Annotated in this window: 11 protein-coding genes; 8 read left to right on the plus strand and 3 right to left on the minus strand. The window is 70.9% G+C overall.

The genetic code is table 11. The annotated features are described in order from the left end of the window. From leuC to AC2D9U_RS11480, 5 genes are all read left to right on the plus strand, one after another. A complete protein-coding gene (gene leuC / locus AC2D9U_RS11460; protein ID WP_484749002.1) occupies positions 1-1,362 on the plus strand; it encodes a 3-isopropylmalate dehydratase large subunit in 1,362 nt (453 codons plus the stop codon). A gap of 82 nt (positions 1,363-1,444) precedes the next feature. Beyond that, positions 1,445-2,065, plus strand: a complete 621-nt coding sequence (gene leuD, locus AC2D9U_RS11465; RefSeq protein ID WP_484749005.1) for a 3-isopropylmalate dehydratase small subunit — start codon at positions 1,445-1,447, stop codon at positions 2,063-2,065. A 50-nt stretch (positions 2,066-2,115) separates the two neighbouring features. After that, positions 2,116-3,297 (plus strand): efflux RND transporter periplasmic adaptor subunit, encoded by a 1,182-nt coding sequence (locus AC2D9U_RS11470; protein ID WP_484749007.1) that lies wholly within the window; start codon positions 2,116-2,118, stop codon positions 3,295-3,297. 6 nt (positions 3,298-3,303) lie between these two features. Next, positions 3,304-6,456, plus strand: a complete 3,153-nt coding sequence (locus tag AC2D9U_RS11475) for an efflux RND transporter permease subunit (RefSeq protein ID WP_484749009.1) — start codon at positions 3,304-3,306, stop codon at positions 6,454-6,456. 69 nt (positions 6,457-6,525) lie between these two features. Continuing rightward, complete coding sequence (locus AC2D9U_RS11480; RefSeq protein WP_484749011.1) at positions 6,526-8,844, plus strand: xanthine dehydrogenase family protein molybdopterin-binding subunit; 2,319 nt, start codon at positions 6,526-6,528, stop codon at positions 8,842-8,844. 25 nt (positions 8,845-8,869) lie between these two features. On the opposite strand, the gene AC2D9U_RS11485 is transcribed toward AC2D9U_RS11480, so the two are convergent. Further along, positions 8,870-9,484 carry a hypothetical protein gene (locus AC2D9U_RS11485; protein ID WP_484749014.1) on the minus strand — a complete coding sequence of 205 codons (615 nt, stop codon included), beginning with the start codon at positions 9,482-9,484 and terminating at the stop codon, positions 8,870-8,872. Positions 9,485-9,549: 65 nt separating this feature from the next. Then, positions 9,550-10,206 carry a Crp/Fnr family transcriptional regulator gene (locus AC2D9U_RS11490; RefSeq protein ID WP_484749016.1) on the minus strand — a complete coding sequence of 219 codons (657 nt, stop codon included), beginning with the start codon at positions 10,204-10,206 and terminating at the stop codon, positions 9,550-9,552. A gap of 239 nt (positions 10,207-10,445) precedes the next feature. Between AC2D9U_RS11490 and AC2D9U_RS11495 the strand changes: the two genes are divergently transcribed. The 3 genes from AC2D9U_RS11495 to AC2D9U_RS11505 are packed head-to-tail and all read left to right on the plus strand — an operon-like array spanning position 10,446 to position 13,247. Continuing rightward, positions 10,446-11,426 carry an MBL fold metallo-hydrolase gene (locus AC2D9U_RS11495; protein WP_484749018.1) on the plus strand — a complete coding sequence of 327 codons (981 nt, stop codon included), beginning with the start codon at positions 10,446-10,448 and terminating at the stop codon, positions 11,424-11,426. Positions 11,427-11,433: 7 nt separating this feature from the next. Continuing rightward, the gene (locus tag AC2D9U_RS11500; protein WP_484749020.1) at positions 11,434-13,047 is read left to right on the plus strand and encodes an FAD-dependent oxidoreductase; all 1,614 of its coding nucleotides are present in this window, start codon (positions 11,434-11,436) and stop codon (positions 13,045-13,047) included. Continuing rightward, a complete protein-coding gene (locus AC2D9U_RS11505; RefSeq protein WP_484749022.1) occupies positions 13,044-13,247 on the plus strand; it encodes a DUF2783 domain-containing protein in 204 nt (67 codons plus the stop codon). The genes AC2D9U_RS11500 and AC2D9U_RS11505 overlap by 4 nt, the downstream gene beginning before the upstream one ends. Here the strand turns inward: AC2D9U_RS11505 and AC2D9U_RS11510 are convergent. After that, positions 13,231-13,923, minus strand: a complete 693-nt coding sequence (locus AC2D9U_RS11510; protein ID WP_484749024.1) for a DUF2939 domain-containing protein — start codon at positions 13,921-13,923, stop codon at positions 13,231-13,233. The genes AC2D9U_RS11505 and AC2D9U_RS11510 overlap by 17 nt on opposite strands. Between the last annotated feature and the right edge of the window lie 149 nt (positions 13,924-14,072).

Consider the following 14,072-nt stretch of genomic DNA (forward strand, 5'->3'; position numbering starts at 1 on the left):
ATGGGACGAACGCTTTTCCAGAAGATCTGGGATGCCCACATCGTGCAGGCGCGCGAGGATGGGCTCTGCCTGCTCTACATCGACCGGCACTATTTCCACGAGGGCAGTTTTCACGCCTTCAACATGCTCAAGGCCCGCGGCCTGCCCGTGCGCCGGCCCGACCTGACCTTCGGCTTCGGCGACCATTACGCGCCCACCACCGCGCGCGCGACCGCGACCATCGCCGATCCCGAGATCCGCGGCATCATCGAGACCTTCGAGGGCAATGCGCGCGCCAACCGGATTCGCGCCTTCGAACTCGCTGATCCCGAGCAGGGCATCGTGCATGTCGCCGCCCCCGAGCAGGGGCTGACGCTGCCGGGCATGACGGTGGTCTGCGGCGACAGCCACACCTCCACCCATGGCGCGCTCGGCGCGCTCGCCTTCGGCATCGGCGCGAGCGAGGTCGCGCATGTGCTCGCGACCCAGACCATCTGGCAGATGCGCCCGAAGCAGATGCGCGTGCGCTTCGAGGGCACGCTGCCCAGGGCCTCCACCAGCAAGGACATGGCGCTCGCGCTCATCGCGCGCATCGGCACGGGCGGCGGGCTGGGTGCGGCCATCGAATTCGCCGGCAGCGCGGTGCGCGCGCTTTCGGTCGAGGCCCGCCTGACCCTGTGCAACATGGCGATCGAGGCGGGCGCGCGGACCGGCATGGTCGCGCCCGACGCCACGACGCTCGCCTGGCTCGCGGGCCGGCCCTTCGCCGCGCCGGTGGACATCGCCGATCTGCACAGCGATGCCGAAGCCCGCTTCGACACCGAGGTGACGCTCGACGCCGCCGCCATCCCGCCCATGGCCACCTGGGGCACCAGCCCGGAGGAGGCCGCCCCCCTCTCGGGCCGCGTCCCCCGCCCGGAGGAAGCGCCCGACGAGGCCCGCCGCAAGGCCTGGGCGCGCAGCCTGGACTACATGGGTCTCAAGGGCGGCGAGGCGCTGGCCGATGTGCGGCTGGATCGCGTCTTCCTCGGCTCCTGCACCAATTCGCGGCTCGAGGATCTGCGTGCGGCGGCCGATGTGCTGCGCGGCAGGCGAATCGCCGTGCCGATGCTGGTCTCGCCCGGCTCCACCCCGGTGAAGCGCGCGGCCGAGGCCGAGGGGCTGGACCGCATCTTCATCGAGGCCGGGGCGCGGTGGGAGGAAAGCGCCTGCTCCCTCTGCGTGGCCATGAATGGCGAGACCGTGGCGGAAGGCGCGCGCTGCGCCTCTACCTCCAACCGCAACTTCGCGGGCCGGCAGGGCAGGGGGGCGCGCACGCATCTGGTCTCGCCCGCTTCCGCGGCCGCCTCGGCCCTGGCCGGCCGCCTGGTGAGTGCGGCGTGATCCGGCAGCCGCAGGGCGCAGGCCCCGCAGGGGCCGAGCACCCGCAGGCGTCGCCGGTCACGCTCCTTACGCGAGGAATCTGATGGAACCCTTCACGACGCTCACCGCGATCGCCGCGCCGCTCGACATGAACAATGTCGATACCGACCAGATCCTGCCCGCGCGCTACCTCCGCCGCCCGCGCGACGAACGCTACCCGACCTATGGCTTCCACGACCAGCGCTTCGATGCCGAGGGCAAGCGGCGCGATGACTTCATCCTCAACCAGCCGCCCTTCGATGCGGCCGGCATCCTTGTCGCCGCGCGCAATTTCGGCGTCGGCTCCTCGCGCGAGGCGGCGGTCTATGCGCTGCTCGCCATGGGCTATCGCTGCGTGGTCGCGGAAAGCTTCGGCGACATCTTCCACTCCAACGCGCTGAAGAACGGCCTGCTGCCCGTCGCCCTGCCCGAGGCCGTCTGCACCGCGCTGCGCACCGCCCTGCTGGCCGCCCCTGGCGCGCGGATCACCGTGGACCTCACCACGCAGCGATTGACCGCACCCGATGGCGGCACCCATGCCTTCACCGTGCCAGCCTTCGCGCGCGACTGTTTGTTGCGCGGACTGGACGAGATCGGCCTGACCCTCACCCTGGCCGAGGCCATCGCCGCCTTCGAGGCGCGCCACGCGCCCGCCGCCAGGGGCGGTCACACAGCCTCGCCTTGACCTGCGCCGCCGCGGCGCGGTTGAGTGCCTGCAATCATTGGATGCCCCGCATGAGCTCTCCCCTGCCCCGACTCCTGCTGGTCGGCCTTCTCCTGCTGTCCGGCCCCGCCTTGGCCCAGCCCGGCCCGGCCGGCCCGCCCGCCGTGGGCATCATCACCGCGGCGAAGCGACCCGTGACCGAAACCACCGATTTCGTCGGCCGGATCGAGGCGCCGGACCGCGTGGAGCTGCGCGCCCGCGTCACCGGCTTCCTCGAGGAGCGCCTGTTCCGGGAGGGGCAGGAGGTGCCGGCCGGGGCCGTGCTGTTCCGCCTGGAGCGTCCGCCCTTCGAAGCCGAGGTGGCGCGCGCCCAGGCGCAGGTCGCCGCCGCCGAGGCCGAGCTCGCCAACGCCAATATCAGCCTCGCCCGCGCCCGCGAGCTGGTGCGCACCCAGGCCGGCACGCAGGTGCGCGTGGATGACGCGACGGCCAACCAGCGCAGCGCCCAGGCCAGCGTCCTGGCGGCCCAGGCGCAGCTGCGCGTGGCGCAGATCAACCTGGGTTATACGGAGATCGCCGCCCCCTTCGCCGGCAAGGTCGGCGCGGCTGCCTTCTCGGTGGGCGCGGTGGTCGGCCCCTCCAGCGCCGCCCTGGCCACCATCGTCAGCCAGGATCCGATGCGCGTCTCCTTCCCCGTCAGCCTGCGCCTCGGCGCCGAGCTGCGCGAACGCTACGCGACGCGGGGCGGGCCGAATGCGGTGCGCGTGCGCATCCGCCTGGGCGGCGGCGACACGATCTACGGCCAGGCCGGGCAGATCGACTTCATCGACCCGCAGGTGGACCGCGCGACGGACACCATCCTGGTCCGCGCCTCCATCCCCAACCCGCCGTTGCCCGGCGGGCAGAGCGGCGACCGCGCGCTGATCGATGGCATGTTCGTCGCCGTGCTGGTCGAGGGCGCGGAGCCGGTGCAGGCGGTGGTCATCCCGCGCTCGGCCGTGCTGCAGGACCAGCAGGGGAATTTCGTCTTCGCGCTGGACGATCAGAACCGCGCCCAGCGCCGCCCCGTCACGCTCGGGCGCTCCCTGGCCGATCAGGTGGTGATCGAGCGCGGCCTCGATGGCGGGGAGCGCGTGGTGGTCGAGGGCGTGCAGCGCGTGCGCCCCGGCCAGCCGGTCACGCCCGGGCCCGCCAACGCGCCGCTGCGCGCCCCGCCCCCGGGTGGGGCGCCGGCCGGCGGCGGGCGGGGCTGAGGGACCATGATCTCCGCCGTCTTCGTCGATCGCCCCAGGCTTGCCATCGTCATCTCGATCGTGCTGACGCTGGCCGGCGCGCTGGCGCTGCTGCGCATCCCGGTGGCGCAATTCCCCGACATCGTGCCGCCGCAGGTCAGCGTTTCCGCCGTCTATCCGGGCGCCTCGGCGGCGGTGGTGGAATCCACCGTGGCGCAGGTGATCGAAAGCGCGGTGAACGGCGTGGAGGGCATGATCTACATGTCCTCGAACAGCGCCAATGACGGCACCTACGCGCTCTCCGTCTCCTTCGCGCTGGGCACCAATGCGGACATCGCGACCGTCAACGTGAACAACCGCGTGCAATCGGCGCTCGCCCGATTGCCGCAGGAAGTGCAGCGCAACGGTGTCACAGTGCGCAAGCAATCCTCGGCGATCCTGCAGTTCATCACGGTGACCTCCGAGAACCCGCAGCATGACGGGCTGTTCCTGTCCAACTACATCACCATCAACATGCTGGACCGCCTGGCGCGCGTGCCCGGCATCGGCTCGGTCTCGATCTTCGGCGCGATGGACTACTCCATGCGCATCTGGTTCGAGGTCGATCGCCTGATCAGCCTCAACCTCACGCCCTCCGACATCATCGCGGCGATCCAGTCGCAGAACGTGCAGGCGGCGGTGGGGCGCATCGGCGCGCGGCCGATCTCCGACGACCAGCAATTCCAGATCAACCTGCAGACCCAGGGGCGGCTGGTCACGCCCGAGCAGTTCGGCGCCATCGTCATCCGCGCCAATGTGGATGGCTCGCTGCTGCGCGTGCGCGACGTGGCGCGGATCGAACTCGGCGCGGCGCGCATGGACCAGGAGAGCCGGCTGAACGGCAAGCCCGCCATCACGGTCGCGACCTACCTGGCACCCGGGGCCAATGCCGTCACCGCCGCCGCCAACCTGACCGCGACGCTGGAGGACCTGGCGCGGCGCTTCCCCGAGGGCATGCGCACCGAGGTGTTCTACGACACCTCCACCTTCGTGCTCGAGACGATGCACGAGGTCATCAAGACGCTGCTCGAGGCCTTCGTGCTGGTGGTGATCGTGGTGCTGCTCTTCCTGGGCAGCGTGCGCGCCACCATCATCCCGGTCATCGCCGTGCCGGTCAGCCTGATCGGCACCTTCGCGGTGCTGCTGGTGCTGGGCTTCTCGGCCAACACCGTCTCGCTGCTGGCGATGGTGCTGGCGATCGGCATCGTCGTCGATGACGCCATCGTGGTGGTCGAGAATGTCGAGCGCGTGATGGAGGAGGAACCGCACCTCACCCCCGCCGAGGCGACCAAGAAGGCGATGTCGCAGATCACCGGGCCGATCATCGCGATCACGCTGGTGCTGCTCTCGGTCTTCGTGCCGGTGGGCTTCATCCCGGGCCTGTCGGGCATGCTGTTCGCGCAGTTCGCGGTCACCGTCTCGGTCGCCATGATCATCTCGGCGATCAATGCGCTGACCCTCTCGCCCGCGCTGTGCGGCGTGCTGCTGCGCCCGCATCACGGCCCGCGCAAGGGCGTGCTGGCCGCGGTGATGCGCGGCATCGACTGGGTGCGCGACCGCTATGGCGACATCGTGGCCCGGCTGGTGCGGGTCTCGAGCCTGTCCATCCTGCTGACCGCGCTGTTCGCGGGCGGCATCTACGCGCTGTCCGAGCGCACGCCGCAGGGCTTCCTGCCGGAAGAGGATCAGGGCGCCTTCTTCGTGCAGATGCAGCTGCCGCAAGGGGCGAGCCTGTCGCGCACCCGCGCGGCGGTGGAGCAGGTGGAGGCGATCATCGCCCCGGTGCCGGGGGTGGAGCGCGTGCTTTCCATCGTCGGCTTCTCGCTGGTCGATGGCGGCGCGCAATCCAACGCGGCCTTCCTCGTGGTCCGCATGAAGCCCTTCGCCGACCGGACCGAGGCGCAGCAGAGCGTCTTCGCCGCGATCGGCCGGGTCTTCGGCGCGACGCAGCAGGTGCTCACGGCCAATACCTTCTCCTTCAACATCCCGCCCATCGCCGGCCTCGGCACGGGGGCGGGCTTCCAGTACCAGCTGCAGAACCTCGAGGGCCGGCCGCCGGAGGAGATGGCCTCGGCCATGCTCGGCCTGATCGTCGCGGCCAACCAGGATCCGCGGCTGACGCGCGTCTTCTCGACCTTCGCGGCCAATACGCCCTCGCTCTTCCTCGATGTGGACCGGGAGAAGGCGCAGGCGCTGGGCGTGCGGATCAGCGACATCTTCACCGCGCTGCAGGCCACGCTGGGCGGCTTCTACGTGAATGACTTCAACGCCTTCGGCCGTTCCTGGCAGGTGAACATCCAGGCCGAGGGCACGGATCGCGACGACATCCCCGACCTGTGGCGCATCCATGTGCGCAACAACAAGAACGAGATGGTGCCGCTGCGCTCGGTGGCCGATGTGCGGATCGTGCTGGGCCCGCAGACCATCAACCGCTTCAACAATGTCCGCTCGGTGGCGATCCAGGGCGCGCCCGCGCCGGGTGTCTCTTCCGGTGCGGCGCTGCTGGCGATGGAGGAACTCTCCGCGCGCGTGCTGCCGCAGGGCTACAGCTTCGAATGGACCGGCACCGCCTTCCAGGAGAAGCAGGCCAGCGGGCAGACCGGCATCATCCTCGCTTTGGCCATCCTCTTCGCCTACCTCTTCCTGGTGGCGCTGTATGAGAGCTGGATGATCCCGGTGCCGGTGCTGCTCTCCATCGCGGTCGGCGTGCTCGGCTCCTTCGTCGCCATCGGCATCGGCAACCTCGCGCTCGATGTCTATGCGCAGGTCGGGTTGATCGTGCTGATCGCACTCGCCGCCAAGAACGGCATCCTGATCGTGGAATTCGCGAAGGAGCAGCGCGAGGCCGGCATGTCCATCCGCGACGCGGCGGTGACCGGCGCGCGGCTGCGCTTCCGCGCGGTGATGATGACCTCGGTCGCCTTCATCCTCGGCCTGGTGCCGCTGGTGATCGCGACGGGCGCGGCCTCGGCCTCCCGCACCGCGGTCGGCACGCCGGTCTTCGGCGGCATGTTGTTCGCCTCCGCCTTCGGCATCTTCATGATCCCGATGCTCTATGTCGTGTTCCAGACGGTGCGGGAGAAGGCGAAGGCGCTGGTTGGCGGCAAGGGGGCGCCGGCGCATCTGCCGGCCGCGGAATAGCGGCCCCCCCTCTTTTCGTCGGGGCCGGGATGCGCAGATGATGGTCGAAACAGGTTCGGAGTGAGCGTCATGGCGAAGTTCGGGTTGAGCCAGTCGGTTCGTCGCGTCGAGGATCCCCGCCTGCTGAAAGGCGAGGGCCGCTACACGGATGACATCGCCATGCCGGGCCAGGCGCAGGGCGTGGTGCTGCGCAGCCCGCAGGCCCATGCGCGCATCGCGAAGCTGGACACCGGCCCCGCGCTCGCCGTGCCCGGCGTGCTGGCGGTGATCACCGGCGCCGACATGCGCGCGGCGGGGCTGGGCGAGGTGCCCTGCGTCATCCCGCTGAAGAACCGCGACGGCACGCCGCGCAGCGAGACGCCGCGCCTCGCCTTGGCCGAGGGCGTGGTGCGCCATGTCGGCGACCCCGTGGCCTTCATCGTGGCCGAGACGCTGCAGGCCGCGCGCGACGGCGCCGAGGCCGTGGTGGTGGAGTACGAGCCCCTGCCCGCGGTCACCGACCTCGCCACCGCGCATCTGCCCGGCCAGCCGCAGGTCTGGGCAAGCGCGCCCAACAACACCTGCTTCGACTGGGAAGCCGGCGACCGTGCCAGGACCGACGCCGCCTTCGCCCGCGCCGCGCATGTCACGCGCCTGACCGTGGTGAACAACCGCGTCGTCGTGGCCAGCATGGAGGCGCGCGCCGCGGTCGCGGCCTGGGAGGGCGCCAAGCTCACGCTGCAGACCAACACCCAGGGCTCCTGGCTGCTGAAGAACCTCATCGCGGGCAACGTCTTCAACATCCCGCCCGAGGATGTGCGCGTGGTCACGCCCGATGTCGGCGGCGGCTTCGGCATGAAGCTCTACCTCTATGCCGAGCATGTGATGGTGGCCTTCGCCGCGCGGCAGCTCGGCCGGCCCGTGAAGTGGAACAGCGAGCGGACCGAGGCCTTCCTCTCCGACACGCATGGCCGCGACAACATCACGCAGGGCGAGCTGGCCCTCGACGCCAACGGCAAGTTCCTGGCGTTGCGCACGCGCAACTACGCCAATATGGGCGCCTATCTCTCCACCTTCGCGCCCTTCATCCCGACCGGGGCGGGCACCAAGGTGCTGGCCAGTGTCTATGGCTTCGAGGCGATCCACGCGAACGTCATCGGCGTGATCACCAACACCGTGCCGGTCGATGCCTATCGCGGCGCTGGCCGGCCGGAGAGCAATTACCTGGTCGAACGCCTGATCGACACGGCGGCGCGCGAGCTGAAGATCGACCGCATCGAGCTGCGCCGGCGCAACATGGTGCCCCAGGCCGCGATGCCCTTCGTCACCGCCATGGGCCAGCGCTACGACAGCGGCGATTTCCTGAAGCTGATGGACAGCGCGCTCGAGAAGATCGACTGGGCCGGCTTCCCCGCCCGGCAGGCGGCAGCGGCCGCGCGCGGCAAGAAGCGCGGCATCGGCCTCGCCTACTATCTTGAGGCCACCGGCGGCGGGCCGACCGAGAACGCCAAGGTGGAATTCGCCGAGGATGGCTTCGTCGATGTCTATGTCGGCACGCAATCGACCGGCCAGGGCCATGAGACGGCCTATGCGATGCTGACCAGCCATGAGCTGGGCGTGCCGATGGAGAAGATCCGTGTTCGCCAGGGCGACAGCGAGACCCTGCCCGCGGGCGGCGGCACCGGCGGTGCGCGCAGCCTCTATTCCGAGGGCCAGGCGATTCTCGTCACCACCGCCAGCGTGATCGAGAAGGGCAAGCAGGCCGCGGCCGAGCACCTGGAGACCTCGGTCGCCGACATCGAGTTCTCCTCCGCCAAGGGCCGCTTCGATGTCGCCGGCACGGATCGCGGCGTGGGGATCCTCGATCTCGCCGCCGCGCAGCGCCGGCGCGCCGCCGCCGGGCAGAGCGTGACGCTGCTCGACGCGATGGAGACCGCGAAGATCGAGGCGCACACCTTCCCCAATGGCTGCCATGTGGCCGAGGTGGAGGTGGATCCCGAGACCGGCATCGTCTCCGTCCCGCGCTACATCGTGGTGGATGATGTGGGCCACGCGCTGAACCCGCTGATCGTGCGCGGCCAGGTGCATGGCGGCGTGGCGCAGGGCCTGGGCCAGGCGCTGTTCGAGCGCACGAGCTATGATGCCGGCAGCGGGCAGCTGCTCTCGGCCTCCTTCATGGACTACGCCCTGCCGCGCGCCGACGACCTGCCCGACATCGATGTCGATCTCATCGAGGTGACCTGCGAGACCAACCCGCTCGGCGTGAAGGGCGCGGGCGAGGCCGGCGCGGTGGGCTCGCCGCCGGCCGCGATCAACGCGCTGGTCGATGCTCTGGCATCCTCGGGCGTGATCAGCATCGACATGCCGGCGACGCCGGAAGTGGTGTGGAAGGCGCTGAACGCGGCCTGAAGCCGGCCCGAGCGCCGCTCGGGCCCTACTGGAAGACGAGGTTGGTGAGGCGGCAGGTATCCGTCGCCCGCCTTTCCTCGTTGCGGCCATCCATCCAGACGATGCGCACATCGTTCACGCAATCGCCCTGCGGCAGGCGCACCTCCAGGTGGCGGCCGGGGGGCAGGATGTCCGCCCCGAGCCGGTCCTCGCCCCAATGCGTGTCGCGGGCGGAGGAGACATAGACCTCGCGGATCGGCGCGCGGCCGTGATTCACCAGGTTGAAGCTCGGATTGCCGCCGCCCTGCGCGGGCTGCGGCGCGGCGGCGGTGCCGAAGACCATCTCGGCGATGGCGCAGGTGTCCTGGTTGCGCCGTTCCTCATTGCGGCCATCGGCATAGACCACGCGCACATCCTGCCGGCAGCCGGCGGCGGGGGCGATGCGCACGGGAAAGGCACGGCCATTGGCCAGCGTGTCGTTGCCCAGCAGGTCGCGGCCCCAGAACTGCTCGCGCGTCGCGGAGACGTAGATCTCGTTGATCGCCTGGCCGGAGCGGTTGACGAGGTTGAAGGACGGGTCGCCGCCCTGGGCCTTGGCGGACAGCGGCAGCGCGCCCAGCAGGGCGGCGAGGATCGGCAGCAGCAGCAGGCGCGCGCGCATGGAGGGCATCCCTGGGTCGATAGGCGAGCCTATCCCGTTGCGCGCGCTTTCCTCAACCGGGCGGATCAGCCCACCAGGCTTTGCGGCGCCATGCTGGGCGGGGCCGGGGGCGCGGACCAGCCGGCCACCTCTTCCAGCGCGGCGCGGTCGAGGATGTCGAGCCGCCCCTTCTGCAGGCTCGCCACGCCGTCGCGGCGCAAGGAGGCCAGGGCGCGGTTCACATGCTCCACCGACAGGCCGAGCGCATCGGCCAGATGCGCCTGCTTCAGTGGCAGCGCCGCGCCACGCGCATCCGCACCCCCGCGGCGCGAGAGCCGGCCATGCAGTTCGAGCAGCAGATGCGCCACGCGCCCCGCCGCATCGCGCCGGCCCAGGCTGGTCAGGCGCTCGCGCAGACGTGCGCGGTCGCGGTTGAGGTTGTCGGCATAGGCCATGGCGAGGCCGGGCTCGCGCCCCATGAACTCGCAGAGCCGGTCGCGCGAGAGCACGCAGAAGGAGGCATCGGTCAGCGCCTCGACCTCCGCACCGTCTTCCGCGCGTTCGATCAGGTCGCCGGGCAGGTGGAAATCCAGGATCTGGCGTCGTCCCTCGGGCGTCGCGGTCCAGGAGAAGGCCCAGCCGGCGTAGAGGGTGAAGACGCTGTCGCGGATGGCATCGGCGGCGCGCACCAGGCGCACCCCGGTGCGGGTCCGCGCCACCTCGGCGATACGCGCCTGCGGCACCACGCGGAACAAGGCGAAGGGCCGGACGGCACAGGCCGCACAGGCACCAGGCAAGGGAGTCAAACCATTGGCACGCGACATGTAGTCCAGGGTCCCCACCCAGGGGGGCGTGTCGGCCGCCCTCCTCTTCCGGCAGGGTACAGGTCTTTCCCCATCCGTGACTAGTCTTGTGGCGCTCATCTTCCGGTCAGGCCGCGCGGCATGCGAAACTGCCGCCCGCAGCAACGGGGAAAGCAGCCATGTCCGGATTCGCCTCGGCCAATGACCTGGCCGACAAGGCCGTCTCCTTCGATGAGCTCGGCGTGGGGCTCTACGCCTATACGGCGGAGGGCGACCCGAATTCCGGCGTGATCGTTGGCCCCGACGGCGTGGTGGTGGTGGATGCGCAGGCCACGCCCGCCATGGCGCAGGATGTGATCCGCCGCATCGCGGGGGTGACGGCGCAGAAGGTCACGCAGGTGGTGCTCAGCCACTACCATGCGGTGCGCGTGCTGGGCGCCTCGGGCTATGGCAACCCGACCATCATCGCGAGCAATGCGACGCGCGACCTGATCGTCGAGCGTGGCCAGCAGGACATGGACAGCGAGATCGGCCGCTTCCCCCGCCTGTTCCGGGGGCGGGAGAGCATCCCGGGCCTCACCTGGCCGACCCACACCTTCGAGAAGCGCATGACGCTCTGGCTCGGCGATCGCGAGGCGCAGGTGATCCATGTCGGGCGCAGCCACACGGCGGGCGACACGGTGGTCTGGCTGCCGAAGGAGAAGGTGCTCTTCGCCGGCGACACGGTGGAGTTCGGCGCCACCCCCTATTGCGGCGACGCGCATTTCGCCGATTGGTCGGCGACCCTCGATGTCGTGGCCGCGCTGGGCGCGGAGAAGATGGTGCCGGGCCGCGGCCGCGCCCTGATGACCAAGGCCGATTGCGCCGAGGCGATCGCCGGCACGCGCGCCTTCACCACCGACCTCTTCACCCGCGTGCAGGCCGGCGTGGCGAAGGGCTGGGACCTCAAGGCGATCTACGACGACGCCATGGGCTTCATGCGCCCGAAATACGGCAAGTGGGTGATCTTCGAGCATTGCATGCCCTTCAACGTCACCCGCGCCTTCGACGAGGCCGGTGGCCTGTCGCACCCGCGCATCTGGACGGCCGAGCGCGATGTGGCGATGTGGAAGGCGCTGGAACACGGCACGGCGATGAAGAGCGCGGAAGTGAACGGCTAGCACCGCCATGCCCACCACCTACGCCAATCCGCGCTACGCCGCGCCACCGCCGCCCGCCGCTGGGCTGCGGCATCCGGTGGTGGTGGTCGGCGGCGGCCTGGTCGGGCTGACCGTGGCACTCGACCTCGCGCAGCGCGGCATCGCGGTGGTGGTGCTCGATGATGACGACACGGTCTCGGTCGGTTCGCGCGCCATCTGCTTCGCCAAGCGCACGCTGGAGATCTTCGGCCGGCTCGGGCTCGGGGCGAAGCTGCGCGAGAAGGGCATCACCTGGCGCAAGGGCCGCGTCTTCCACCAGGACCACGAGGCCTTCGCCTTCGACCTGCTGCCCGAGGAAGGGCACGAATACCCCGCCTTCGTGAACCTGCAGCAATACTATGTCGAGCAATGGCTGGTGGAGGCCTGCCTCGCCGCCGGCGTCGAGCTGCGCTGGCGGCACAAGGTGACCGCGGTGGCCCCTGGTCCCGATGGCGCGTGGCTCTCCGTCACCACGCCGGTGGGCGACTACACGCTGCACGCCGATTGGCTGCTCGCCTGCGACGGCGCGCGCAGCTTCGTGCGGGAGAGCATGGGCCTGCCCTTCCTGGGCCAGGTCTTCCGCGACCGCTTCCTGATCGCCGATGTGGTCATCAAGGGCGATGTCGCCTTCCCGACCGAGCGCTGGTTCTGGTTCGACCCGCCCTTCCATCCCGGCCAGTCGGTGCTGCTGCACAAGCAGCCGGACGAGGTCTGGCGCATCGACTTCCAGCTCGGCTGGGATGCCGACCCGGAGGCCGAGCGCGAGCCTGAGCGCGTGATCCCGCGCGTGCGCGCCATGCTCGGCCCCCAGACGCTCTTCGCGCTGGAATGGGTCAGCGTCTACACCTTCCGCTGCCGGCGGCTCGAGAAGTTCCGCCAGGGGCGCGTGATCTTCCTGGGCGATTCCGCGCACCAGGTCAGCCCCTTCGGCGCGCGCGGCGGCAATGGCGGCGTGCAGGATGCCGACAACCTCGCCTGGAAACTCGCCGCCGTGCTGGCCGACACCGCGCCGGAGTCGCTGCTCGACAGCTATGATGCCGAGCGCATCGCGGCGGCGGAGGAGAACATCCTCAACTCCACCCGCAGCACGGATTTCATCACGCCCAAAAGCGCGGCCGCGCGCGCCTATCGCGATGCGGTGCTGGAACTGGCGCGCGACCACGCCTTTGCGCGTCCGCTGGTGAATTCGGGCCGCCTCTCGCGCCCCGCGCTGCTGGCCGACAGCCCGCTCAACACGCCCTGCACGGGGGACCCGCCGCCCCACGCCGCCCCCGGCGCGCCGGCACCCGACGCGCCGGTGATGCGCGAGGACGCACCGGATTGGCTGCTGCGCCATCTTGGCGGGGCCGGCTGCACGCTGCTCGTCTTCGGCCCGCCGAGGCCGCTGGCGCTGCCCCCTGGCGTGCGCGCGGTCTTCGTCACCGAGGCGCCGATCCCCGGCGCGCTGTGGGACCATAGCGGCCTCGCCCGCGCGCGCTATGCGGCGCCGGTCGGGGCCGCCATCCTGCTGCGCCCCGACCAGCACATCGCCGCCCGTCTCGACTCCCCCGACCCCGCCGCGATCGCGGCTTGCCATGCGCGCCTTCTGGGAGGCGTCCCATGACGCTCGATACAACGCCCCGTCTCTCCGACCCCGACGCGCTTTTCGCGCTTCTCGTCGAGGCCCATCGCGACCTGCCGGAGGCGGAATCCCGCCGGCTGGACGCGAAACTCGTGCTGCTCCTGGCCAACCACATCGGCGACATGGATGTGCTGCGCGCTGCCATCGCCCTGGCGCGCGCGGGGATCACCGCAGCGCGCTGAGCCGCATCATCGGCGCCGGCGCCACCGGCGGCGCGCCCCCTTCCATGCGCACCTCCGTCACCTGCCAGAGCGGCGCCAGCCCGGCCTCCCGCAATTCCAGCCGCAGCGTCAGCGGCGCCGCGCCGCCGAGCGGGAATTCCACCGCCGTCACCCCCTGCGGGCGTAGGTTGCGCAGCGCCTCGCTGGCCGCGCCCTGCGCCACGCCGCGGGCGCGCGCGACCTCGGCGAGCGCCTTCGGCGAGCCCCAGGCCTCGCCCATCTCGGCCGCCATGCTGGCGAGGAAGGCCTGCGCCTGGGCGCCGGACGGGCCGCGCGCGGCGGCCTGTGCCAGGGCGGCGCGGGCGGTCGCCTGCACGGCTTCCTGGTCGAGCAGCGGGGCAAGGGCGGCGGCGTCGCGCGTCGCGATGGCCTCGCCCGTTTGCCGTGCGGCGCTGAGCGGTGCGCCGATCCACTGCGCCGCCCCGCCCAGGACGGGCGCGGCGAGCAGCAGGGCCAGCCAGCCGCGCCGGCGGCGCGGGCGGGCAATGACCACGGTGGTGGTGCGGGTGAGAGTCGGGCGCGGCGGCGCGGCGCTGCGGGGTGCGGGCGGCTGTCGGCGTGCCTGGCGGGCGTCATAGGCGTCCCAGACCCGGTCCCACTCCCGGTCGTCGTAAGCCTGTGCAGTTCGAGACGACACCTTGCGCTCCAGTCGACAAGGTTGCGTGCCCGACCCTCCTGGTGGGCAGCGACAACACGATTTCGGCGACGGGGCGCGGGGGTCTGGATCCTGGCGACGGCTGTGTCAGCCGGGTCAGGAATGAGACGGGGCGCGCCCTCGTTCTTGAA

The organism is Roseomonas sp. TF40 (genome assembly GCF_057219975.1).